The 22,027-nt window shown below is 64.3% G+C and carries 22 protein-coding genes and 1 other RNA gene; 10 read left to right on the top strand and 13 right to left on the bottom strand.

What is annotated here, in order from left to right; translation table 11 throughout:
• Positions 1-4 precede the first annotated feature (4 nt).
• Both groL and groES read right to left on the bottom strand, forming a co-directional pair.
• A complete protein-coding gene (gene groL / locus AC07PE_RS04595; RefSeq protein ID WP_498762016.1) occupies positions 5-1,651 on the bottom strand; it encodes a chaperonin GroEL in 1,647 nt (548 codons plus the stop codon).
• Between the two features lie 38 nt (positions 1,652-1,689).
• Positions 1,690-1,980, bottom strand: coding sequence for a co-chaperone GroES (gene groES / locus AC07PE_RS04590; protein ID WP_498762014.1), 291 nt, complete (start codon positions 1,978-1,980; stop codon positions 1,690-1,692).
• 263 nt (positions 1,981-2,243) lie between these two features.
• Here groES and AC07PE_RS04585 point away from each other — a divergent pair, with 263 nt between their 5' ends.
• From AC07PE_RS04585 to AC07PE_RS04570, 4 genes are all read left to right on the top strand, one after another.
• Complete coding sequence (locus AC07PE_RS04585) at positions 2,244-2,495, top strand: hypothetical protein (RefSeq protein ID WP_498762012.1); 252 nt, start codon at positions 2,244-2,246, stop codon at positions 2,493-2,495.
• Positions 2,492-2,803 carry a cell division protein ZapA gene (locus AC07PE_RS04580; RefSeq protein ID WP_498762010.1) on the top strand — a complete coding sequence of 104 codons (312 nt, stop codon included), beginning with the start codon at positions 2,492-2,494 and terminating at the stop codon, positions 2,801-2,803. Before AC07PE_RS04585 ends, AC07PE_RS04580 begins: the two co-directional genes overlap by 4 nt.
• Positions 2,804-2,847: 44 nt before the next feature.
• A non-coding RNA gene (gene ssrS / locus AC07PE_RS04575) (6S RNA) lies at positions 2,848-3,029 on the top strand.
• A 60-nt stretch (positions 3,030-3,089) separates the two neighbouring features.
• Positions 3,090-3,554, top strand: coding sequence for an EVE domain-containing protein (locus AC07PE_RS04570; protein ID WP_498762008.1), 465 nt, complete (start codon positions 3,090-3,092; stop codon positions 3,552-3,554).
• Here AC07PE_RS04570 and AC07PE_RS04565 read toward each other — a convergent pair.
• The 5 genes from AC07PE_RS04565 to AC07PE_RS04545 all read right to left on the bottom strand — a co-directional run bounded on the left by AC07PE_RS04565 (position 3,547) and on the right by AC07PE_RS04545 (position 7,177).
• On the bottom strand, positions 3,547-3,750 hold the full coding sequence (locus AC07PE_RS04565; RefSeq protein ID WP_498762006.1) for a hypothetical protein: 204 nt from the start codon (positions 3,748-3,750) through the stop codon (positions 3,547-3,549). The two genes, AC07PE_RS04570 and AC07PE_RS04565, sit on opposite strands and share 8 nt — an antisense overlap.
• Before the next feature lie 119 nt (positions 3,751-3,869).
• The gene (locus AC07PE_RS04560; RefSeq protein WP_498762005.1) at positions 3,870-4,946 is read right to left on the bottom strand and encodes a serine hydrolase domain-containing protein; all 1,077 of its coding nucleotides are present in this window, start codon (positions 4,944-4,946) and stop codon (positions 3,870-3,872) included.
• A 16-nt stretch (positions 4,947-4,962) separates the two neighbouring features.
• A complete protein-coding gene (gene lgt, locus AC07PE_RS04555; RefSeq protein ID WP_498762003.1) occupies positions 4,963-5,784 on the bottom strand; it encodes a prolipoprotein diacylglyceryl transferase in 822 nt (273 codons plus the stop codon).
• 2 nt (positions 5,785-5,786) lie between these two features.
• Positions 5,787-6,671: a LysR family transcriptional regulator gene (locus AC07PE_RS04550; RefSeq protein ID WP_498762001.1), complete on the bottom strand. Its 885-nt coding sequence runs from the start codon at positions 6,669-6,671 to the stop codon at positions 5,787-5,789.
• 281 nt (positions 6,672-6,952) lie between these two features.
• Entirely contained in the window at positions 6,953-7,177 is a 225-nt protein-coding gene (locus AC07PE_RS04545) for a TIGR04438 family Trp-rich protein (protein WP_498761999.1), read from the bottom strand.
• Between the two features lie 139 nt (positions 7,178-7,316).
• On the opposite strand from AC07PE_RS04545, the gene AC07PE_RS04540 reads away from it, so the two are divergent.
• Positions 7,317-7,625, top strand: a complete 309-nt coding sequence (locus tag AC07PE_RS04540; protein ID WP_498761997.1) for a c-type cytochrome — start codon at positions 7,317-7,319, stop codon at positions 7,623-7,625.
• A gap of 68 nt (positions 7,626-7,693) precedes the next feature.
• On the opposite strand, the gene AC07PE_RS04535 is transcribed toward AC07PE_RS04540, so the two are convergent.
• From AC07PE_RS04535 to folD, 6 genes are all read right to left on the bottom strand, one after another.
• Entirely contained in the window at positions 7,694-8,836 is a 1,143-nt protein-coding gene (locus AC07PE_RS04535; RefSeq protein ID WP_498761995.1) for a branched-chain amino acid ABC transporter substrate-binding protein, read from the bottom strand.
• Between the two features lie 134 nt (positions 8,837-8,970).
• Positions 8,971-9,438, bottom strand: a complete 468-nt coding sequence (locus tag AC07PE_RS04530; protein WP_498761993.1) for a DUF2486 family protein — start codon at positions 9,436-9,438, stop codon at positions 8,971-8,973.
• Complete coding sequence (locus tag AC07PE_RS04525; protein ID WP_498761991.1) at positions 9,435-9,860, bottom strand: DNA polymerase III subunit chi; 426 nt, start codon at positions 9,858-9,860, stop codon at positions 9,435-9,437. Before AC07PE_RS04525 ends, AC07PE_RS04530 begins: the two co-directional genes overlap by 4 nt.
• 14 nt (positions 9,861-9,874) lie before the next feature.
• Positions 9,875-10,567: a glutaredoxin family protein gene (locus tag AC07PE_RS04520; protein WP_498761989.1), complete on the bottom strand. Its 693-nt coding sequence runs from the start codon at positions 10,565-10,567 to the stop codon at positions 9,875-9,877.
• A gap of 20 nt (positions 10,568-10,587) precedes the next feature.
• On the bottom strand, positions 10,588-12,672 hold the full coding sequence (locus AC07PE_RS04515) for a M3 family metallopeptidase (RefSeq protein WP_498761987.1): 2,085 nt from the start codon (positions 12,670-12,672) through the stop codon (positions 10,588-10,590).
• Between the two features lie 18 nt (positions 12,673-12,690).
• Positions 12,691-13,599 (bottom strand): bifunctional methylenetetrahydrofolate dehydrogenase/methenyltetrahydrofolate cyclohydrolase FolD, encoded by a 909-nt coding sequence (folD, locus tag AC07PE_RS04510; RefSeq protein ID WP_498761985.1) that lies wholly within the window; start codon positions 13,597-13,599, stop codon positions 12,691-12,693.
• A gap of 337 nt (positions 13,600-13,936) precedes the next feature.
• On the opposite strand from folD, the gene aceE reads away from it, so the two are divergent.
• The 5 genes from aceE to AC07PE_RS04485 all read left to right on the top strand — a co-directional run bounded on the left by aceE (position 13,937) and on the right by AC07PE_RS04485 (position 22,017).
• On the top strand, positions 13,937-16,633 hold the full coding sequence (aceE, locus tag AC07PE_RS04505) for a pyruvate dehydrogenase (acetyl-transferring), homodimeric type (RefSeq protein WP_498761983.1): 2,697 nt from the start codon (positions 13,937-13,939) through the stop codon (positions 16,631-16,633).
• Positions 16,634-16,748: 115 nt separating this feature from the next.
• Positions 16,749-18,083, top strand: a complete 1,335-nt coding sequence (gene aceF / locus AC07PE_RS04500; protein ID WP_498761981.1) for a dihydrolipoyllysine-residue acetyltransferase — start codon at positions 16,749-16,751, stop codon at positions 18,081-18,083.
• 12 nt (positions 18,084-18,095) lie between these two features.
• Positions 18,096-19,931 (top strand): dihydrolipoyl dehydrogenase, encoded by a 1,836-nt coding sequence (lpdA, locus tag AC07PE_RS04495; protein WP_498761979.1) that lies wholly within the window; start codon positions 18,096-18,098, stop codon positions 19,929-19,931.
• A 90-nt stretch (positions 19,932-20,021) separates the two neighbouring features.
• On the top strand, positions 20,022-20,738 hold the full coding sequence (locus AC07PE_RS04490; RefSeq protein WP_498761977.1) for a hypothetical protein: 717 nt from the start codon (positions 20,022-20,024) through the stop codon (positions 20,736-20,738).
• Between the two features lie 40 nt (positions 20,739-20,778).
• Positions 20,779-22,017, top strand: a complete 1,239-nt coding sequence (locus AC07PE_RS04485; protein ID WP_498761976.1) for a vanadium-dependent haloperoxidase — start codon at positions 20,779-20,781, stop codon at positions 22,015-22,017.
• Positions 22,018-22,027: the final 10 nt, after the last annotated feature.

Here is a 22,027-nt window from a genome sequence, read left to right as displayed (position 1 = left end):
TTGATTACATCATGCCGTCCATGCCCATGCCGCCCATACCGCCCATGCCGCCGCCCATGCCGCCGGCCGGCTTGTCTTCGACGATCTCGGAGACCATGCAGTCGGTGGTCAGCATCAGGCCGGCGATCGACGCTGCGTTCTGCAGAGCCGAGCGGGTGACCTTGGCCGGATCCAGCACGCCCATTTCGACCATGTCGCCGTAGGTGCCGTTGGCGGCGTTGTAGCCGTAGTTGCCGGTGCCGTTCAGGACAGCCGAGACGACGACCGACGGCTCTTCACCGGCGTTCTGGACGATCATGCGCAGCGGCTCTTCCATTGCGCGCAGGACGATCTTGATGCCGGCTTCCTGGTCCGGGTTGTCACCCTTCACCTGCAGGGCAGCGCGGGCGCGCAGCAGAGCGACGCCGCCGCCCGGGACGATGCCTTCTTCCACGGCAGCGCGGGTAGCGTGCAGCGCGTCTTCCACGCGTGCTTTCTTCTCTTTCATCTCGACTTCGGTAGCGGCACCGACGCGGATCACGGCAACGCCGCCGGCCAGCTTGGCCACGCGCTCTTGCAGTTTTTCGCGGTCGTAGTCCGAGGTCGCTTCTTCGATCTGAACACGGATCATCTTGACGCGTGCTTCGATGCCTTCAGCGGCGCCGGCGCCATCGATGATGATGGTGTTTTCCTTGCCGACTTCGATGCGCTTGGCCTGGCCCAGTTCGTTCAGGGTGACTTTTTCCAGGGTCAGGCCGACTTCTTCGGCGATGACCTGGCCACCGGTCAGGATGGCGATGTCTTCCAGCATGGCCTTGCGGCGGTCGCCGAAGCCCGGGGCCTTGACGGCGACGGTCTTCAGGATGCCACGGATGTTGTTGACCACCAGGGTCGCCAGCGCTTCGCCTTCGATGTCTTCGGCGACGATGACCAGCGGACGGCCAGCCTTGGCGACTTGCTCCAGCACCGGCAGCAGGTCACGGATGTTCGAGATCTTCTTGTCGCACAGCAGGACGAACGGGTTCTCGTGAACGGCAACCTGCTTGTCCGGGTTGTTGATGAAGTACGGCGACAGGTAGCCGCGGTCGAACTGCATACCTTCGACGATGTCCAGCTCGTCGTTCAGCGACTTGCCGTCTTCGACGGTGATGACGCCTTCCTTGCCGACCTTTTCCATCGCCTCGGCGATGCGCTCGCCAACGGACGAATCCGAGTTGGCCGAGATGGTGCCGACCTGGGCGATCTCTTTCGAGGTGGTGGTCGGCTTGGCGATCTTCTTCAGTTCTTCGACGGTGGCGGTGACGGCCTTGTCGATGCCGCGCTTCAGGTCCATCGGGTTCATGCCGGCGGCAACGAACTTCATGCCTTCGCGCACGATGGCTTGTGCCAGCACGGTCGCGGTGGTGGTGCCGTCACCGGCGTTGTCGCTGGTCTTCGAAGCGACTTCCTTCACCATCTGCGCGCCCATGTTCATGAGCTTGTCTTTCAGCTCGATCTCTTTCGCGACCGAGACGCCGTCCTTGGTGACGGTCGGGGCGCCGAACGAACGGTCCAGCACCACGTTGCGGCCTTTCGGGCCCAGGGTGACTTTGACTGCGTTGGCCAGGATGTTCACACCCTCGACCATCTTGGCGCGTGCCACATCGCCGAAAATTACGTCTTTAGCTGCCATGTTATTAATTCTCCGTATTCAGGAAAGTGTTGGACTGATTACTGGGCCACGACGGCCATGATGTCTTCTTCGCGCATGACCAGCAGCTCTTCGCCGTTGACCTTGACGGCCTGGCCCGAGTACTTGCCGAACAGAACGCGGTCGCCGACTTTCACTTCCAGCGGACGGACGTTGCCGTTTTCTTGCACTTTGCCGTTGCCCACGGCGAGAATCTCACCCTGGTCCGGTTTCTCTGCCGCCGCATCGGGGATGATCAGGCCGGACGCAGTTTTGGTTTCCTGGTCGAGACGCTTCACGATCACGCGATCGTGCAATGGGCGAAGGTTCATGCAAAACTCCTTTGACTGTTGATTGATTATTCGTTGGTGGTGAGGGGCTGTTAGCACTCCTCACTAACGAGTGCTAATTATAGGGACGATAATTCGCTATTTCAAGCAGCGATGTTGGCGATTTGGTAGACTTTTTTGTGGTTTCTCAAGCGGATGGGCCAGTCTGGCGCAAGGAAGCGCAGAAGCCTACCACCCATTTTTTAAAACCTGCGCACGGAACGCCGCCTGTTGACGAAGAATCGCTCCCGATCCTATAGTTATGGATGATTTCCGAATTCCAAGAACTGTCCGATAAAATCGATCGGCTCGCCCAGCTGACCCAGTCGCTGCGTAGCGAGAACTACCTGCTGCGCCAGGCCAACGCCTTGCTGAGCGCCGAAAACGTCGATTTCAAGAACCGGCTGCTGCAGGCCCAGCAACGCGTCGAAGCGATGCTGGCCCAGCTCGAACCCGCCGACGACGTCGCCGACGAAGACGCATCCTCCAACCCTGACGACGCCGAGGCCGCGCAATGATCCACCTTGACGTTTTGATCATGGGCCAGTCCTATCGCCTGGCCTGCCGCGAAGGCGAGCAGCAGACGCTGCGCGAAGCCGTTCATTACCTCGACAGCAAGATGTGCGCGCTGCGCGACTCCGGCAAGGTGAAGGGCACCGACCGCATCGCCGTCATGGCCGCGCTGTCGGTGGCCGCCGAACTCCTGTCCGTCAAGTCGCCGCAAGGCCCGCTGGGCGACCAGTCCATGCTCGAAGTCAAGCGAAAACTGGAAGCCATGCATTCGGTGTTGGATCAGGCTCTGTCGCCGCAAGAAAATCTTCTCTGAGCCGGAATTCGTTTGACATGGCAGTTCATCGTAGTAAACTGCCGTCTACCCTGCGGTGTTCGAGATTTGCCATATATTCCTTGAACCATTCATTCGCATAGGTTGCGGAATATGCTTGGTGGGCGTGATCGTCACTAGTTTGACGAACCCGAAATTGAGCTGACTGTGACCACCTTGAGCCTTTTAGGTTCGGGATGCCGGCAAAAACGGCACAGGCGGGGCTACAATCCTGAGCGGCTGCGGCACATAAGTGCGCAGCCGCTTTTTTTATTATTGGAGTCTGCGCATGGCGTACTGGTTGATGAAATCCGAACCCGATGAAGTCAGTTTCGGCGAGGTCCTGAAAGCGAAGGACAAGACGGTCGCCTGGTTCGGCGTTCGCAATTACCAGGCCCGCAATTTCATGCGCGACCAGATGCAGGTCGGCGACGGCGTGCTGTTCTACCACTCCAGCTGCGCGGTGCCGGGCGTGGCGGGCTTTGCGCGGGTTGCGAGCGGGGCCTATCCGGATGCCTCGCAATTCGATCCCAAGAGCCACTATCACGATCCGAAGGCGACGCAGGAAAACCCGCGCTGGATCTCGGTCGACGTGCAGGCGGTGGCGCAGGGACGCTACTTGCCGCTGACGGAGTTGCGCGCGGTACCGGAACTGGAAGACATGGTGCTGCTGCAGAAAGGCAGCCGGCTGTCGATCTCTCCGGTCACGCCGGGACAGTGGAAGAAGATCCAGGAACTGGCCGGCGTCAGCTGACCCCGATCAGGGTATCGCGCCGTATGCGCAGGCGTGTGTGCGGCGCGCGGATGCCGGCGAACATGCCCCAGGCCGCGGCCCAGCGCAGGGCCTGGTCCGTGGCCGCGCCGAAAGGACGGGCCGCGGCGGCGCGCTTCAAGGCGATCGACATGCGCTGCATCGCGTACAGCTTTTTGGGTGAGAGGGCGTGCTTCATGGGACTACCATAGATTCCCATGCGGCCACGAACGGTGCTCCACCTAACTCACGGCGACAATCGAGCTGCTTTGTTTTGCCGGCCAGCGGAGAGGGCCGCCGGCGCTTGCAGGAGAACGCCTAGCGCGCCTGTAAGAACTCGCCCAGCACCGCTTCTGCGAACTTCGTCTGCTCGGCTTGGTCGATATCGGTGTTATTCAGCAGGACCAGCGCGGCGCCGTCCGCCGGCGCATACACCAGCAGGGTTTTGTAACCGCCGATGACGCCGCCATTCCAGATGACCGTGCGCCGGGACGCGCCGCCGCCGATGTCGCGGACTCTGCCGCCCAGCGCATAGTTTTCGGCCGCGTACTGCACCGTCAGCAGTTCGGCGCGCGACTTCTTCGACAGCAGATCGCCCGCGTACACGGTATCGGCAATGGCGACCAGGTCGGCCGCCGTGCTGTACATGGTGCCGCTGGCCGCGACCATCGGCGGCATCGCGCTCATCTTGCGTGTCGATTTGTCCTTGGCATAGGCCAGGGCCGCATGTGGCAGGGCCTCGTAGTCCGGATCGGCGAAGCCGGAGTCGTCTGCGCCGGCGGGCTCCAGCACCAGGTTTTTTATCGCCTGCTGGAAGTCCAGGCCAGTGACGGTTTCGACGATGGCGCCGACCAGCACCCAGTTGGTGAAGGAGTAGTCGAACCGGGTGCCGGGCTCGAAGCTCGGGCGTCCCGAACCAAAGCGCGCTGCAGCCTGGGACGGCGTGAGCGTCGAGCGTTCGGTCGCGGCGCGGTCTTCCTTCAATGCCTGCGCCAGGCCGTTCGGGATGCCGCTGGTATTCGACAGCAGGTGGCGCACGGTCACGGCGCCGCTCGTGGGCGGCAGTTCGTGCAGGTAGGCGGTAACGGGTTTGTCGAGATCGATGCGGCCCTGGTCCGCCAGGCGCAGTACCGCCACCGTGGTGATCCACTTGGAGATCGAGCCGACCAGGAAGCGCGTATGCGCCGCGTTGGCGAGCGGCTGTTCGATGCGCGCCTGGCCCTGGGCGGCGACGACAGGCATGGCGCCGCGCGCAGGCCGCAGCAGGAACACGCCGTCCTGCTGCGAGGCCGTGAACTTGCCGGCGGCGAGCGCGCCGGCCCGGTCGTGCTGCGGCGTGCTCGCGCAGCCGCCCAGTGCCAGGACGGCTGCGGCGATCAGGATGCGGCGGCGCATGCGTCGTCGCTGCCGCTTAGGCGTGGACTGCGCGCGTGCCGTTGCCCTTGCGGGAATATGCCCAGCCCAGCATCAGCAGGCCGGCCACGATCATCGGCAGCGACAATACCTGGCCGGAGGTGATCGGCATGCCGAGGAAGGTGGTCTCCCAGTCCGGCACGCGGAAGTACTCGGTGAAGAATCGCGCGCAGCCGTACAGCAGGGTGTAGAGGGCGCCGACCGCCAGGCGCGGGCGCGGCTTGCGCGCGAAGATCCACATGATCGCGAACACCAGCACGCCGTCGACCAGCATCTGGTACAGCGGCGACGGATGGACCAGGTGGTCCGTGATGCCCGGCCACTGCATGGCCCAGGGCAGGGACGGATCGGCCAGGCGGCCCGGCAGCTCGTGGTTGATGAAGTTGCCGAGGCGTCCGCAGGCATAGCCGATCGGGACCATCGGCGCGATGAAGTCGTAGACGTCGAGCAGGTTGCGCTTGCGCTTGCGGGCCCACAGCGCCATGGCCACCAGCACGCCGATGAAGCCGCCGTGGTAGGACATGCCGCCCTGCCAGGTCTTGAAGATGTCGACCGGGTGCGCGAGGAAGTGGGCCGGCTGGTAGAACAGCACCTCGCCCAGGCGCCCGCCGATCACCACGCCGAGCATCCCGTAGAACAGCATGTCGTCGAGGTCCTCTTTCGTCCAGCCCTGCGCCTGGATGTGCGGCTGCGTCCTGATGCGCACGCGGCCGAGGATGATGAAGAGGGCGAAGGCGACCACGTACATGATCCCGTACCAATGGATGGGCAGGGGACCGATGTGAAAGGCAACGGGGTCCGGATTCGGGTGGACGAGCATGATCAGTGATTCCTCAGTAGTTCCAGAAAGCCCTGCAGCACGGGCGACGGATTGTCGCGGCGCCAGGCGATGCCGGTCTCGACCAGCGGGGTCGGGTCCGCGAGGGCACGGTATTCTACGCCGGGCCGCATCAGGTTAGACACGGATTGTGGCACAAGTGCCAAGCCCATGCCGCCGGACACCAGGCTGACGATGGTCTGCATCTGGATCGCCAGCTGGCCGATCACGGGCGTGATGCCTGCCGCGCGGAAGCAGGACAGGATGGCGTCGTGCAGGGCCGGCGAGATCTCGCGCGGGAAGATGATCAGGGGGAGGCGGGGGAGGTCCTGCAGGCGGACCGGCTCATTTTTCAAGAGGCCCGCCGGTGCGCACAGGATCAGGGGCTCGTCGAGCACCTTCATGTAATCGAGTTCGTCCAGCGCCTTGTCGGGTAGCGGGGGAATCAGGAGGCCGGCGTCGATGCGGCCGCGCAGCAGTTCCTCGGCCTGCACGTCGGAGGTGGCTTCGATGAGGTTCAGGTGGACCGCCGGGTAGCGTTCGCTGTAGCGGCGCAGGAAGGACGGCAGCACGCTGTAGTCGCAGGAGGTGACGAAGGCCAGCGCGAGCCGGCCCGCTTCGCCGGCGGCGGCGCGGCGTGCCAGTTCCGGCAGCGCATCGGCCTCGAGCAGCAGGCGCCGCGCCTCGGGCAGCAAGGCCGAGCCGGCCGGCGCCAGTTCGACGGTCCGCCGGTTACGCACGAACAGCGGCGCCCCCAGTAAATCCTCGAGCGCCGCGATCGCCTGCGACAGCGGCGGCTGGGTCATGTGCAAGCGCGCCGCCGCCCGCCCGAAATGCAGCTCTTCGGCGACGGTGACGAAGTAGCGCAGCTGACGGAGCTCCAGATTCATGTGATATGCATTTCCCGCGATTTTTGACTCATCTATTCGCGGAATGTATCACAGCAGCCTAGCGTAAATTCGGGGTCAGAGCACTTTTTCGCCTTAATTCGGGGTCAGAGCACTTTTTTGGGCAACTGCTTCTCACGATAGTTCGGAGGCTTCAGCCTGACGGCGCAAGGGCACCAGTATTCTGCCCCACGTTGGAAACGCAGCACATGGGCGCAAAACAATGTTTCGGAAATGTGCTCTGACCCCGAATTCAAAGCAAAAAGTGCTCTGACCCCGAATTTTTATTTACGTTTGTCGAAGGTTTGCTTGACGCGTTCCTTGCGGCGCTGTTCATCTACCTTGTGGGCTTTCTTCTTGTCCAGGCCGAGCATCTTTTCGATGAACTCGAACCAGATGAAGGCGAGCACCGCCAGGCCGACGATCCACCACCAGGAGAGTTCGGCGAATTTCCAGACTTCGAAGAAGCGCAGCGCGACCAGGGCGGCGAGCAGGAGAATGAGGGGCATGATGGGTCCTTTTTCAGCAGCAACAATCCTACCATTTGGTCAACCGAAATGTGTATCAGCCGTTACGGTATGTATCCCTGGCCCCTACACAATGGAAACAGGATAGAATTTGCACAGAGTTCACTTTGGAGAGTACGGAATGAAATGGTCCCTGATGATGTTGATGGCGGTCTCCGCCCTGGTGTCGACCAGCGCCTTCGCGCAGGCGGACCTGGCAAAGGCCAAGAACTGCATGGCGTGCCACGCTATCGGCAACAAGCTGGTCGGCCCCGCGTACAAGGACGTCGCCGCGAAATACGCCGGCCAGAAGGGCGCCGAGGACAAGCTGGTGGCCAAGGTCATGAAGGGTGGTTCGGGCGTCTGGGGTCCGGTGCCGATGCCGGCCAACCCGCAGGTGAGCGAGGCCGAAGCCCGCAGCCTGGTCAAGTGGGTCCTGTCGCAGAAATAATCGACGGCCTCGAATAAAAAAAGCGCCCATCGAACAGGGCGCTTTTTTCATGGCCGATCGAAAATCGCTCAGCGCACCACGTCGAGCTTGGTCCGCTTGCCGCCCTTGTAGGTGAACAGGGTCAGCGCGCCATCCTTGATGTCGCCGGCCTGGTCGAACTGGATGGTGCCGGTCACGCCTTCATACTTGATGGCCTTCAGCGCCGGCAGGTACTTGGCCGGATCGGCCGACTTCGCGTTCTGCATCGCGGTCGCCATCACCATCACCGAGTCGTACACGTAGGGCGCGTACAACTGCACGTCCTGGTTGAACTTCTTCTTGTAGCGCGCGCGGAAGTCGTCCATCACCTTCTCCTGCGGGCCTTTCACGCCGCCCGCTTCGGCGCAGTACACCTTGCCCTCGCCGAGGCCATCGCCGGCCAGGCGGCCCAGCGCTTCGGTGCACATGCCGTCGCCGCCCATGAAGGTGGCAGGGATGCCCAGCGCCTTGACCTGCTTGAGCATCGGGCCGGCCACCGAGTCCATCCCGCCGAAGAAGATCAGGTCCGGCTTCTTGGCCTTGATCGAGGTGAGGATGGCGGTGTAGTCGGTCGCCTTGTCGTTGGTGAACTCGCGGCCCACGACCTTCATGCCGGCCGCCTTGGCGCCCTTCACGAATTCGTCGGCCACGCCCTGGCCGTAGGTGGTGCGGTCGTCGATGATGGCGATGTTCTTCACCTTCAGCGTATCCGCCGCATACTTGGCCAGCGTGCCGCCCAGTTTGGCGTCGCTGGCGACCGTACGGAAGGCGCCCGGGAAGCGCTGGCGGGTGTAGGCAGGGGCCGTGGTGGCCGGCGAGATCTGCACGATGCCGGCATCGTTGTAGATCTTCGAGGCGGGCACCGTGGTGCCCGAATTCAGGTGGCCGATCACGCCGTTGACCTTGGCGTCGACCAGCTTCTGCGCCACCGCCGTGCCCTGCTTGGGATCGGCGCCGTCGTCTTCCGAGACCAGCTGCAGCGTGACCTTCTGGCCGTTGATGGTGAAGGGCTTGGCATTCAGTTCGTCGATCGCCATGCGCGCGGCATTCTCGTTGTCCTTGCCGAGGTGGGCGCTGGGGCCGGAGATCGGCGCCACGTGGCCGATCTTGACGACTTGCTGGGCCCAGGCGGAACCGGCGAAGGCCAGCGCGATGGCGGCCGGGATCAGGGTGAATTTCATAGAAACCTGCATATCCTCTCCAAGTGATTGCGTGCTTACGCCAGGAAAAGGTACAGCAATTTCCTTCGTTGGAAAAGCAAAAGCTGAGAGGTGCACAGGGCGGGTGCGCTTGCGCCCCGCCGCAGGTCGAAAAACGCGCGAAACGCTCAGGTTTGGCGCGTGATCAGGTGGGCCAGTTCCTGCTGCACGGCGCGCGCGACGACGTGCTCGATCGACTGCTGCAGGGCCGAGCGCAGCTCCAGGCCGAGGCGGGCGGCCACATGGTCGAGCACGACCGCCATCTGGTCGCGCACCTGGTCTTCCAGCACCACGTCGATGCGCGGCTGCAGGCGGTCCAGCACGCGCGTGACCAGGCGCTCTTCCAGCGCGCGCCAGGCCTCGTCGTCGAGGGCGGCGGACTGCGCCGGCGCGGCTTCCGCGGCGACGTCGAGCACCGGGATCGCATCGGCTTCGTCGGCGGCCGGTTCGGCAGGCGGCGCAGCCTCGGCGCCGGCATCCGAGGTGGCATCGGCCGCGGCGGACGGCGCACCGGGCACGATGGCCGGCACCGGCGCCTTGTCGGCCACCACCTCGGTCAGCACCGGGATCTCGTCGAAGGATGGGGTATCGGTCATGACTGGCCTGCGACGAAGTGGGTCAGCGGGTATTCCTGCTTGCGGTAGGCGGCGTAGCGGGCGCGCCCGGCGGCGGCGTCTTCCTCGTCGGTCGAGATGATCTCGAACACGCGCGCGAACTGGTCGAAGCCTTCGGGCGTGCGGCGCGTCAGGTTGACCAGCATGTCGTGGTGCGGCAGGACGGCGCGCTCGTCGAAGGTGACGATTACCGGGGTCTCCGGCGCCAGCGGGTCGCCCGCCATCACGTGCGGCACGAAGTCGGTGCCGGACAGGGTCCACAGCGCTTCGTTCAGCTGGTCGGCCTGGTCGCTGGTCTCGGCCAGCAGCACGACCTTGCCGCGCGCGGCATAGGCCTTGCGCGCCAGCCGGCATGCGTAACCGAGCTTGTCGGGGATATTGGTATGGAAGTCGATCCGGGTCATGGGCATTCGATGCGTCAGAATTGGAAACCGGGCGGCGCATTGCCTGATTTTTTTTGGGCCGGGCGGCGCGGCTGCTGTTCCGCAGCCTGGGCCGCGGCTTCGTCCGGCGGCGCGGCGTCCTTCGCGCGCGCGGGCGGCGTCGGCACGCTGGCGGCGGCGGGCGCCGCAGCTTCGGGCGCCGCGTACTGGTAGCCGCGCGGCAGCTGTGCCGAGCGCGGATAGGCCGCCGCATTCAAGGCATCCTGCCAGGCGGCGTCCTGGAAGCCGGCGATCTTGCGGCTGCCGACCACCAGCAGCGGCAGTTCCAGCTTGCCGGCGAGCTTGCGCAGCTGTTCCTTGTCGTCGTCGGTGTTGACGGTCTTTTCGGTGAAGGGGACGCCGCGTGCGCGCAGCAGGACGCGGCCCTGCTCGCAGCCGGCGCATGCCGATTGCGTGGTGGTGTACAGCGTGACCGGGCTGGCTTTCACGGCGCGCGCCAGCTCGTAGGGCAGGGGAGTCCGGGCAGTCTCTCCCGCGGACGGGGTCTTGATCTGGCTGGCCTGCCGCGAAGGCGGCGGCGTATCGGTGTAGTGGACCGTGCCCTGGGCATCGGTCCATTTATACATCTGGGCGAAAGCAGGCAGGCAGACAAGCAGGCATAGCAAACCCAGGCCCGGCAGCATCCGCCACCCGTTCCGCACGCCGCTCTTGTCCTGCCTGTCCTTCATGCTCGCTCCAGATACGGCTGTCAGGCCGCCTGCATGCCGTTGTGGCGCAGCAGGGCGTCGATCTGCGGTTCGCGGCCGCGGAAGGCCTTGAACGATTCCAGCGCCGGGCGCGAACCGCCCACCGACAGGATCTCGCGGTGGAAGCGCTTGCCGGTTTCATCCAGCGCGCCGCCGCCGGCTTCGACCGCTTCTTCGAAGGCCGCATACGCATCGGCCGACAGCACCTCCGCCCACTTGTAGCTATAGTAACCCGCTGCATAGCCGCCGGCAAAGATGTGGCCGAAGCTGTGCTGGAAGCGGTTGAAGGAAGGCGGAATCAGCACCGAGAACTTGTTGCGCACTTCGTTGACCAGGTCCTGCACCGTCTTCTGGCTGTTCGGGTCGAAGTCGTAGTGCAGGTGCATGTCGATCAGCGAGAACTCGACCTGGCGCAGCGTCTGCATCCCGGACTGGAAGTTCTTCGCCGCCAGCATCTTCTCGTAGAGTTCCTTCGGCAGCGGCTCGCCCGTCTTCACGTGCGCCGTCATGCCTTGCAGGACGTCCCACTCCCAGCAGAAGTTTTCCATGAACTGGGACGGCAGCTCGACCGCATCCCATTCCACGCCCGAGATGCCGGACACGGACAGCTCATCGACTTCGGTCAGCATGTGGTGCAGGCCGTGGCCGAATTCGTGGAACAGAGTGGTCACTTCGTCGTGCGTGAACAGCGACGGCTGCGGCTGGCCGTCGACTTCCGCCGGCGGCGTGAAGTTGCAGGTCAGGTAGGCGATCGGGGTCTGCACGATGCCGCCGGTGGTGAGCCTGCGGCCGCGCGCGTCGTCCATCCACGCGCCCTGGCCCTTGCCGGGACGTGCATACAGGTCGAGGTAGAACTGGCCGATCATTTGGCCCTTCTTCTCGATGCGGAAGAAGCGCACGTCCGGATGCCAGACCGGCGCCTGGTCCGGTGCGATCGTCACGTCGAACAGCTTCGAAATCACGCCGAACAGGCCGGCCACGACTTTCGGCTCGGGGAAGTACTGTTTCACTTCCTGGGCCGAGAAGGCGTAGCGCTTCTCGCGCAGCTTTTCGGAGACGTAGGTGGCGTCCCAGGCCTGCATCTCGGCGATGCCCAGTTCGTCCTTGGCAAACGCGCGCAGCTCGGCCAGGTCTTTCTCCGCATACGGGCGGGCGCGGCGGGCCAGGTCTTCCAGGAACTCGATCACGCGCTCCGGGCTCTCGGCCATCTTCGGCTCCAGCGAGACGTCTGCAAAGCTGCGGAAGTCGAGCAGCTTGGCTTCCTCGTCGCGCAGCCTCAAGAGCTGGGCGATATTGCTGGTGTTGTCCCACTTCTCGACTTCCGAGAACACCGCGCCCATCTCGGAGGCCTTGGTGGCGTTGGCGCGGTAGATCTTTTCGCGCAGCTCGCGGTTGTCCGCGAACTGCAGCACCGGAAAGTAGGAAGGGAAGTGCAGCGAGAACTGCCAGCCCGTCTTCCCATCGCGCTCGGCGGCAGCGCGGGCGGCGGCCTTCGCATCGTCCGGCAGGCCGGCCAGCTCGGCTTCGTTCTCGACCAGCAGCTTGAAGTCGTTGGTCGCGTCCAGCACGTTTTCCGAGAAGCGGGTCGACAGTTTTGCCTGCTCTTCCTGGATCTCGGCGAAGCGTTCCTTCTGCTTTTCCGGCAGCTCGGCGCCGCCCAGGCGGAAGTCGCGCAGCGCGTTCTCGACGATGCGCTTGCGCGCCGGCGCCAGGTTCACGAACTCGGTGCTGCCGCGCAGCTGCTTGTATTTGCCGAACAGGGCCTCGTTCTGGCCAAGCTCGGTCCAGAACTCGGTCACCTTCGGCTGGTTCTCGTTGTAGGTGGCGCGCAGCTCGGGCGTGTCCATCACGTGGTTCAGGTGGTTGACCACGCCCCAGGCGCGGCCCAGGCGTTCGGTCGCTTCCTCGAGCGGGACCACGAAGCTGTCCCAGCTCACGCTATCGGCTGGCGCTTCCAGCTGCTGGACGACGGCGCGGGCGTCCGCGATCAGCTGCTCGATCGCCGGCGTCACGTGGTCCGGCTTGATCAGGTCGAAGCGGGGCAGGCCCGTAAAGTCGAGGAGGGGATTGCTGGTGGTATCGCTCATCGTGTTTCCTTCCAGGGTTCAAACCAGGCCGGGCTTCGGGATCATGCCTGCATCCTGGCCTGGCTGTTGTTGGTGTTTGGCAAGGCCGCGTTCCGCGGACTCGAGGGTGTTCATCAACAGCATGGTAATCGTCATCGGGCCGACCCCGCCCGGGACCGGCGTAATGTGCGCGGCCACCTCGCTGACGCTGGCGAAATCGACGTCGCCGCACAGCTTGCCTTCATCGTCGCGGTTGATGCCGACGTCGATCACGATCGCGCCCGGCTTGACCATGTCGCCGGTGAGCGTGTTGCGGCGGCCGACCGCGGCGACGACGATGTCGGCCTGGCGGGTGTGGTAGCCCAGGTCCGGGGTCGCGCTATGGCATATGGTCACGGTGGCGTTCTGTTGCAAGAGCAGCAGCGCCATTGGCTTGCCGACCGTGTTCGAGCGGCCGATCACGACCGCGTGCTTGCCGCGCAGGTTCACGCCGGTGGTCTCGATCAGCTTCATGCAGCCATACGGCGTGCACGGGCGGAAGCCGGGCAGGTTGGCGACCAGTTCGCCGGCGGACAGCACCGAGTAGCCGTCGACGTCCTTGGTGGTGGCGATCGCTTCGATCACTTTCGACGAATCGATGTGCTTGGGCAGCGGCATCTGCACGAGGATACCGTGGATGCTGGGCTCGGCATTCAGGGCGGCGATGCGGTCCAGCAGGGCCTGCTCGCTAAAGTCGGCATCGTACTTTTCCAGCACCGAGTGGAAGCCCGCTTCGCCGCAGGCCTTGACCTTGTTGCGCACGTAGACGTGGCTGGCCGGATCGTCGCCGACGATGATCACGGCCAGCCCGGGCTGGTGGCCCTTGGCGGTGAGTTCGGCGGCGCGGCGGGCGATGTCGGCGCGCAGTTGGTGGGAAAGTTTGACTCCGTCGATCAGTTGGGCAGGCATGGCGGGACTCGAGGCTGGACAAAAACGAAATTATACGTGCCAGTCCGATATCGCGCGCCGCGCGGCTGCGTTCATTGTCATATTTATGGACGTGCCTGTATTTGACTGCAGGTTAGTGTTCCTGGCCGTAATTTCCGTCATTTCCGTCATCGTGCGCTCTTCACGCATGTATAGCGCATGGGCAATTTTCATATTATGAAATCGAATATCGTATTTTGAAAAATAGCTGCTCCACTGGTAGAATCGACAGGCTTTAATTTAGGGATAGTCTTTTCGCCACCATGCGTCCAGCCGATTCTGGAATCGAGTGGGGCACCAAACTCAAGGAGACGTAGTAATGTCAGCTCAACTCGATCAGTTGACGGCCCAGGCCGCCAATGACCCGGATTCGCTCGAAACCAAGGAATGGCTCGACGCTCTCGAAGCAGTCATCGAATTCGAAGGCACCGATCGCGCCCACTACCTGCTGGAGCGCCTGGTCGACCTGGCCCGCCGCCGCGGCGCGCAGATGCCCTTCTCCAGCAATACCGCTTACGTCAACACCATCCCCGCGCACCTCGAAGAGCACTGCCCGGGCAACCTCGAATATGAAGAGCGCCTGCGCTCGTGGATGCGCTGGAACGCCATGGCGATGGTCGTCAAGGCCAACCGCGCCGACGGCGACCTGGGCGGTCACCTGTCGTCCTTCGCCTCGCTGGCCAACATGCTGGGCATCGGCTTCAACCACTTCTGGAAAGCCCCGAGCGAAAACCACGGCGGCGACCTGCTGTACATCCAGGGCCACTCCTCGCCGGGCGTGTATGCGCGCGCCTTCCTGGAAGGCCGCATCAGCGAAGAACAGCTGCTGAACTTCCGCCGCGAAGTCGACGGCAAGGGCCTGTCTTCCTACCCGCACCCGAAACTGATGCCCAACTTCTGGCAGTTCCCGACCGTGTCGATGGGCCTGGGCCCGCTGATGGCGATCTACCAGGCGCGCTTCCTGAAGTACCTGAACGCGCGCAGCATTGCCGACACCGACAACCGCAAGGTCTGGGTCTTCTGCGGCGACGGCGAGATGGACGAGCCGGAATCGATGGGCGCGATCGGCATGGCCGCGCGCGAGAAGCTCGACAACCTGGTCATGGTCGTCAACTGCAACCTGCAGCGCCTGGACGGTCCGGTGCGCGGCAACGGCAAGATCATCCAGGAACTGGAAGCGGACTTCCGCGGCGCCGGCTGGAACGTCGTCAAGGTCATCTGGGGCCCGGGCTGGGACGCCCTGCTGGCCAAGGACAAGGACGGCATCCTGCAGCGCGTGATGATGGAAACCGTCGACGGCGAATACCAGAACTACAAAGCGAAAGACGGCGCCTACGTGCGCAAGCACTTCTTCGGCAAGCACCCGGAGCTGCTGAAGATGGTTGCCAACATGACCGACGACGACATCTGGCGCCTGACCCGCGGCGGCCACGATCCGCACAAGATCTACGCCGCCTTCAAGAACGCGCAAGAGAACAAGGGTTCGCCGACCGTCCTGCTGGTCAAGACCGTCAAGGGCTTTGGCATGGGCAAGTCGGGCGAGGCGCGCAACACCGCGCACCAGACCAAGAAGCTGGACGACGAAGCCATCCGCGAAATGCGCGACCGCTTCGCCATTCCGATCCCGGACGACAAGCTGGCCGAGATCCCGTTCTTCAAGCCGTCCGACGACGCGCCTGAAATCAAGTACCTGCACGAGCGCCGCGCGGCCCTCGGCGGCTACCTGCCGTCGCGCCGCGAACAGGCCGACGAGAAGCTGCCGGTTCCGCCGCTGGAAACCTTCAAGGCCGTGCTGGAGCCGACCGCTCCCGGCCGCGAAATCTCGACCACCCAGGCCTATGTGCGCGTGATCACCGCGCTGCTGAAGGACAAGGAAATCGGCCAGCGCATCGTGCCGATCCTGGTCGACGAATCGCGTACCTTCGGCATGGAAGGCCTGTTCCGCCAGATCGGTATCTTCAACCAGCAGGGCCAGCTGTACGAACCGGTCGACAAGGACCAGGTGATGTACTACCGCGAAGACAAGGCGGGCCAGATTCTGCAGGAAGGCATTAACGAAGCGGGCGGCATGTGCTCGTGGATCGCAGCGGCGACGTCCTACTCGTCGAACAACCGCGTGATGATCCCGTTCTACACCTTCTACTCGATGTTCGGCATGCAGCGCGTCGGCGACCTGGTCTGGCTGGCAGGCGACATTCGCGCCCGCGGCTTCCTGATGGGCGGCACCGCCGGCCGCACCACGCTGAACGGCGAAGGCCTGCAGCACGAGGACGGCCACAGCCACGTCATCGCGGCCACGGTCCCGAACTGCATTCCTTACGACCCGACCTACGGCCACGAAGTGGCGGTGATCATCCAGGACGGCCTGAAGCGCATGGTGGAGAAGCAGGAAGACGTCTTCTACTACATCACCATCATGAACGAGAACTACGAGCAGCCGGGCCTGAAGCCGGGTACCGAAGAGGGCATCCTCAAGGGTATGTACCTGCTGAAGGAAGGCGACAAGAACGCCGCCAACCGCGTCCAGCTGATGGGCTCCGGCACCATCCTGCGCGAGTCGGAGTTCGCCGCCGAGCTGCTGAAGAACGACTGGAACGTGGCCGCCGACGTCTGGTCCTGCCCGTCGCTGACCCTGCTGGCCCGTGACGGCCAGGATGCCGACCGCTGGAACCTGACGCACCCGCTCGAGGCGCCGCGCCTGCCGTACGTGACCCAGCTGCTGAAGGACACCACCGGCCCGATCGTCGCGACCACCGACTACATGCGCCTGTTCGCCGAGCAGATCCGCGCCTACATCCCGAACGGCCGCACCTACAAGGTGCTGGGCACCGACGGCTTCGGCCGCTCGGATTCGCGCGTCAAGCTGCGCGAGTTCTTCGAGGTGAACCGCTACTACATCACGGTCGCCGCGCTGAAGTCCCTGGCCGAGGAAGGCAAGATCCCGGCGCAAGTCGTGCAGGACGCGATCGCGAAGTACGGCATCGATCCGAACAAGCCGAATCCTGTGACCCAGTAATGCCCCACCGTCGTACCCGCGAAGGCGGGTACCCAAGTTTTGTTGGTGCGCCACGAACTTGGGTCCCCGCCTTCGCGGGGACGACGCGCTGACACATAAAACGGAGCTAACAAACATGAGCATTGTGGAAGTCAAAGTCCCCGATATCGGCGACTTCAAGGAAGTGGAAGTGATCGAGCTGATGGTCAAGCCGGGCGACACCATCAAGGTCGACCAGTCGCTGATCACGGTGGAATCGGACAAGGCCAGCATGGAGATCCCGTCCAGCCATGCCGGCGTCGTCAAGGAAATCAAGGTCAAGGTGGGCGACAAGGTTGCCGAAGGTTCGGTGGTGCTGATGCTGGAAGAAGCTGCCGGCGCTGCCGCAGCTCCCGCCGCCGCCGCACCCGCACCCGCACCTGCAGCCGCCGCACCGGCGCCAGCCGCTGCGCCGGCGCCTGCCGCAGCACCTGCACCGGCACCCGCTGCCGCACCGGCACCGGCTGCCGCGCCGTCCGCCGCCTCGGGTCCGGCGCCGTCCTTCGCCAGCGCCCACGCCTCGCCGTCGGTGCGCAAGTTCGCCCGCGAACTGGGCGTGGACCTCGGCAAGGTCAAGGGTTCCGGTCCGAAGGGCCGTATCACCCAGCAGGACGTACAGGGCTTCGTCAAGGGCGTGATGGCCGCCGGCCCGACCGCCGCGCCAAGCGCCGCCGGTGGTGGCATGGGCATGAACCTGCTGCCATGGCCGTCGCTCGACTTCAGCAAGTTCGGCCCGACCGAAGTACAGCCGCTGTCGCGCATCAAGAAGATCTCCGGCCCGAACCTGCACCGCAACTGGGTCATGATCCCGCACGTCACGCACTTCGAAGAAGCCGACGTGACCGACCTGGAGCAGTTCCGCGTCGATTCCAACGCCGCCTATGCGAAAGCCAAGTCGACGGTCAAGCTGACCATGCTGGCCTTCGTGATCAAGGCGTCGGTCGCCGCACTGAAGAAGTTCCCGGCCTTTAACGCATCGCTGGACGAGCCGAACGGCGCGCTGATCCTCAAGCAGTACTACAACATCGGCTTCGCGGCCGATACCCCGAACGGCCTGGTGGTCCCGGTCATCAAGGACGCCGACAAGAAATCGGTGTCGCAGATCGCCACCGAAATGGGCGAGCTGTCCGCGCAGGCGCGCGAAGGCAAGCTGTCGCCGGCCAACATGCAGGGTGCGACCTTCACCATCTCGTCGCTGGGCGGCATCGGCGGCACCAACTTCACGCCGATCATCAACGCACCGGAAGTGGCCATCCTGGGCCTGTCCAAGTCGGCGATGAAGCCGGTGTGGGACGGCTCGACCTTCCAGCCGCGCCTGATGCAGCCGCTGGCACTGTCCTACGACCACCGCGTGATCGACGGCGCCGGCGCCGCACGCTTCGCCGCCTACCTGGCCGACGTGCTGGCCGACCTGCGCAAGACGCTGCTGTAAGGAGCCGACAAGATGAGCATCGAAGTCAAAGTCCCGAATATCGGCGATTTCAAGGAAGTCGAAATCATCGAGCTGATGGTCAAGCCGGGCGACACCATCAAGGTCGATCAGTCGCTGATCACGGTGGAGTCCGACAAGGCCAGCATGGAGATCCCGTCGAGCCACGCCGGCGTCGTCAAGGAACTGAAGGTCAAGGTCGGCGACAAGGTGGGCGAAGGCTCGCTGCTGCTGATCCTCGAGGAATCGGCGAACGCCGATTCCGCCGGCGCTAGTGCAGCGCCAGCTGCACCGGCTGCTGCTCCGGCAGCAGCTGCGTCGGACAAGCCGGCCGCCCCGACCGAGTCCTACGCCCCGGCCCACAAGGCTGATGCAGCCGCACCGAACACCGTGCCGGCGCCGAACGCCTCGAGCTACAGCGGCCAGGTCGACGTCGAATGCGAAATGATGGTGCTGGGCGCGGGCCCTGGCGGCTACTCGGCCGCCTTCCGCTCCGCCGACCTCGGCATGAACACCGTGCTGGTCGAGAAGTACGCGACCCTGGGCGGCGTCTGCCTGAACGTGGGCTGCATCCCGTCCAAGGCGCTGCTGCACGTGGCGCACATCATGGACGAGACCGCGCACATGGCCGACCTCGGCGTCAGCTTCGCCAAGCCGCAAGTCGACATCGACAAGCTGCGCGCCTACAAGGACAAGGTCATCAAGACCATGACCGGCGGCCTGGCCGGCATGGCCAAGGCACGCAAGGTCAACGTGGTGCAGGGCGTCGGTAAATTCCTCAGCCCGAATCACATCGAAGTGACCGGTCCGGACGGCGGCAAGAAGGTCGTCCAGTTCCAGAAGGCGATCATTGCAGCCGGTTCGGCGGTCGTGAAGCTGCCTTTCGTGCCGGAAGATCCGCGCATCGTCGATTCGACCGGCGCGCTGGAGCTGCGCCAGGTGCCGAAGCGCATGCTGGTCATCGGCGGCGGCATCATCGGCCTGGAAATGGCGACCGTGTACTCGACCCTGGGTGCGCGCATCGACGTGGTCGAAATGATGGACGGCCTGATGCAGGGCGCAGACCGCGAGGCCGTCAAGGTCTGGCAGAAGTTCAATGCGGCCCGCTTCGACAACATCATGTTGAAGACCAAGACCGTCGGCGTGGAAGCGCTGCCGGAGGGTATCAAGGTGAGCTTCGAAGCCGCCGAAGCCGGCCAGCCGGCGCCGGAAGCGCAAGTCTACGACCTGGTGCTGGTGGCCGTGGGCCGCAGCCCGAACGGCAAGAAGATCGGCGCCGAAGCTGCCGGCGTGGCTGTCACCGACCGCGGCTTCATCCCGGTCGACGGCCAGATGCGCACCAACGTGCCGCACATTTTCGCGATCGGCGACCTGGTGGGCCAGCCCATGCTGGCGCACAAGGCCGTGCACGAAGCCCACGTGGCTGCGGAAGCAGCGCACGGCGAGAAGGCCTTCTTCGACGCCAAAGTGATCCCGTCGGTGGCTTACACCGATCCGGAAGTGGCATGGGTCGGCCTGACCGAAGACGAAGCCAAGGCCAAGGGCATCAAGGTCGAGAAGGGCCACTTCCCGTGGGCCGCAAGTGGACGCGCGGTCGCCAACGGCCGTTCGGAAGGCTTCACCAAGCTGCTGTTCGACGCTGAAACCCACCGCATCGTCGGCGGCACCATCGTCGGCACCAACGCCGGCGACATGATCGGCGAGATCGCCCTGGCGATCGAGATGGGCGCGGACGGCGTGGACATCGGCAAGACCATCCACCCGCACCCGACCCTGGGCGAGTCGATCGGTATGGCGGCCGAGGCTTATGAGGGTGTTTGCACGGACTTGCCGCCGCCGCGCAAGCGTTAATCGGCTGTTGGAAGTATCGAAAACCGGGACTGCGTATCCCGGTTTTTTTTCGTGCTATTGTGCGCTTGGGGATACAGCCGGGGAGGCCAAATGGCACGCAGGAAGGGTATCGATCAGGCAGTTCGTCAAGCCGCGCTGGCTGGCCTCATGGTCGCTGCCGGCACATCGTCCGCCCTGGCGCAAGCTACGTCGCGCACCTGCGTGGCTGGCGCGGACGAACATCCTGGCCCGGCATGCCTGATGGCGCATCTGCCGCTCGGCAAGCTGCAGGGGCCATCGGTCTACTGGCAGTTGTACACCTATCCCGATCTGGCCTCGGCGCGGCGCGAACAGCCGGCCAATGGGGTGGTCACGGCCGCGTTCGGGCAGGTCTGGCTGTTCGTAGTTGGCCCCAAGGGCTCTGTCCACGCGCATGGCGAGCGCGTTGGCGAGGTAGGACCGATCCCTGTCGACAGTGACGCAGCCTATGCGGCCGAGTTCCTCAAATCGACCTTCAGCCCAGGCATGGACGCACCTGTCCATGTCCATTCCGGACCAGAGGCTTTCTATGCGATCAGCGGCGACACCTGCCTCGAAACGCCCGAGGGCGTCCAGTTCGGACGCGGGCCGGGCAACAGCCTGGTGGTGCGTGGCGGCCCGCCGATGCTCCTGATGGCGCCCGGCCCGGCGCCGCGCAAAGGCTTTGCCATGATCCTGCATGACAGCGCGCTCGCTCCCACGACTCTGGTGAAGCACTGGACGCCGAAGGGCTTGTGCCGCATGCAGCCAAGAGGCGACGCCGAGACCATGAGCGAAGCGGGGCGCTAGCGGTCGGTCGAAAGAGCTGGCCCCGTCGAATTGCGAGGATATGATGAAGCTGCGTTGGGTGCTCCTTGTTGTCTTATCGGTCCTGTCCCAGTCGTCACGGGCGGACGTGATCGCGGACTGGAACCGCCATGCGAACGATGCGATGGCGGGCGAAGGACCAAGAATTGCCGGCAACCCGATTGCGATGGCCCGCACGCTGGCGATCATGCACATTGCGATGGCCGATGCGATCAACGCCTGCGAACCGCGGTTCAAGCCTTATCTGGGCGCTTTGCCGCGTGCCGGCGGCGCCTCGCCGCGGGCCGCGGCGAATGCGGCGGCATCGACCGTGCTTGCGGCACTGTATCCGGCGCAGGCCAGGATGATGGCGCAATACGAGGCCGACGCCCTGGGCGCGGTCCCGGATGGCGATGCGAAAGCTGCCGGTATCGAGATTGGCAAAAAGGCGGCGCAGCTGCTGCTTGCCCAGCGCGACGACGACAAGACTTTCGACGGCGCCGACACGTATCGGCCTGTGACGGCCCCGGGTATGTATGTCCCGACCGGACTGCCTGTTGTCAGCAATGTCGCTTTGCGCAGGCCGTTTGCGCTCAAGAGCATCTCCCAGTTCCGGCCTGGCCCGCCGCCGGCACTGACGAGCGCATTGTGGGCCAGGGATTTCAACGAAACCAGGCAATGGGGCGCGGCAAAAAGTTCGCTACGCGATGCCCACCAGACCGAAACCGCGCGATTCTGGCAGCAGCTCGGTCCGCCGGCATGGAACCAGGTGGCGCGGAGCCTGTCCGAGACCCGCCCCCTGCCGCTGGCAGAGAGCGCGCGCATGTCCGCGCTGGTGAATGCCGCCATGTTCGACGCTTACCTCGCGGTCTTCGACGCCAAGTACCACTACCATTTCTGGCGCCCGATTACCGCGATTCGCAATGCCGACCAGGACGGCAACGACGCAACCGCGCGCGATGCAGGCTGGACACCCTTGATCGATACCCCGCCGCATCCGGAATACCCATGTGCGCACTGCGCGGCGGATGGGGCGGCGGCGGCGGTCCTGCAATCGGCGTTTGGCAGCGGCGCCGTGCCGCCCTTCAAGCTGAGCTATTCCGCGATGCCGAGCGCGGTGCGCGAATACACCAGCATCAAGCAGTTACAAGACGAAATCTTCGTGGCGCGCATCTGGGGCGGCGTGCACTACCGCAACAGCAATGAGGTCGGCGAAGAACTTGGAATGAAAATCGGCAAATACCTTTTGCAAACGACATTGCAAAGCCAGGCGGGCCCTTAGGGCAGCGCCG

This window comes from Telluria sp. GW821-FHT07G12 (assembly GCF_059418525.1).
This window is presented reverse-complemented; position numbering and strand designations above follow the sequence as displayed.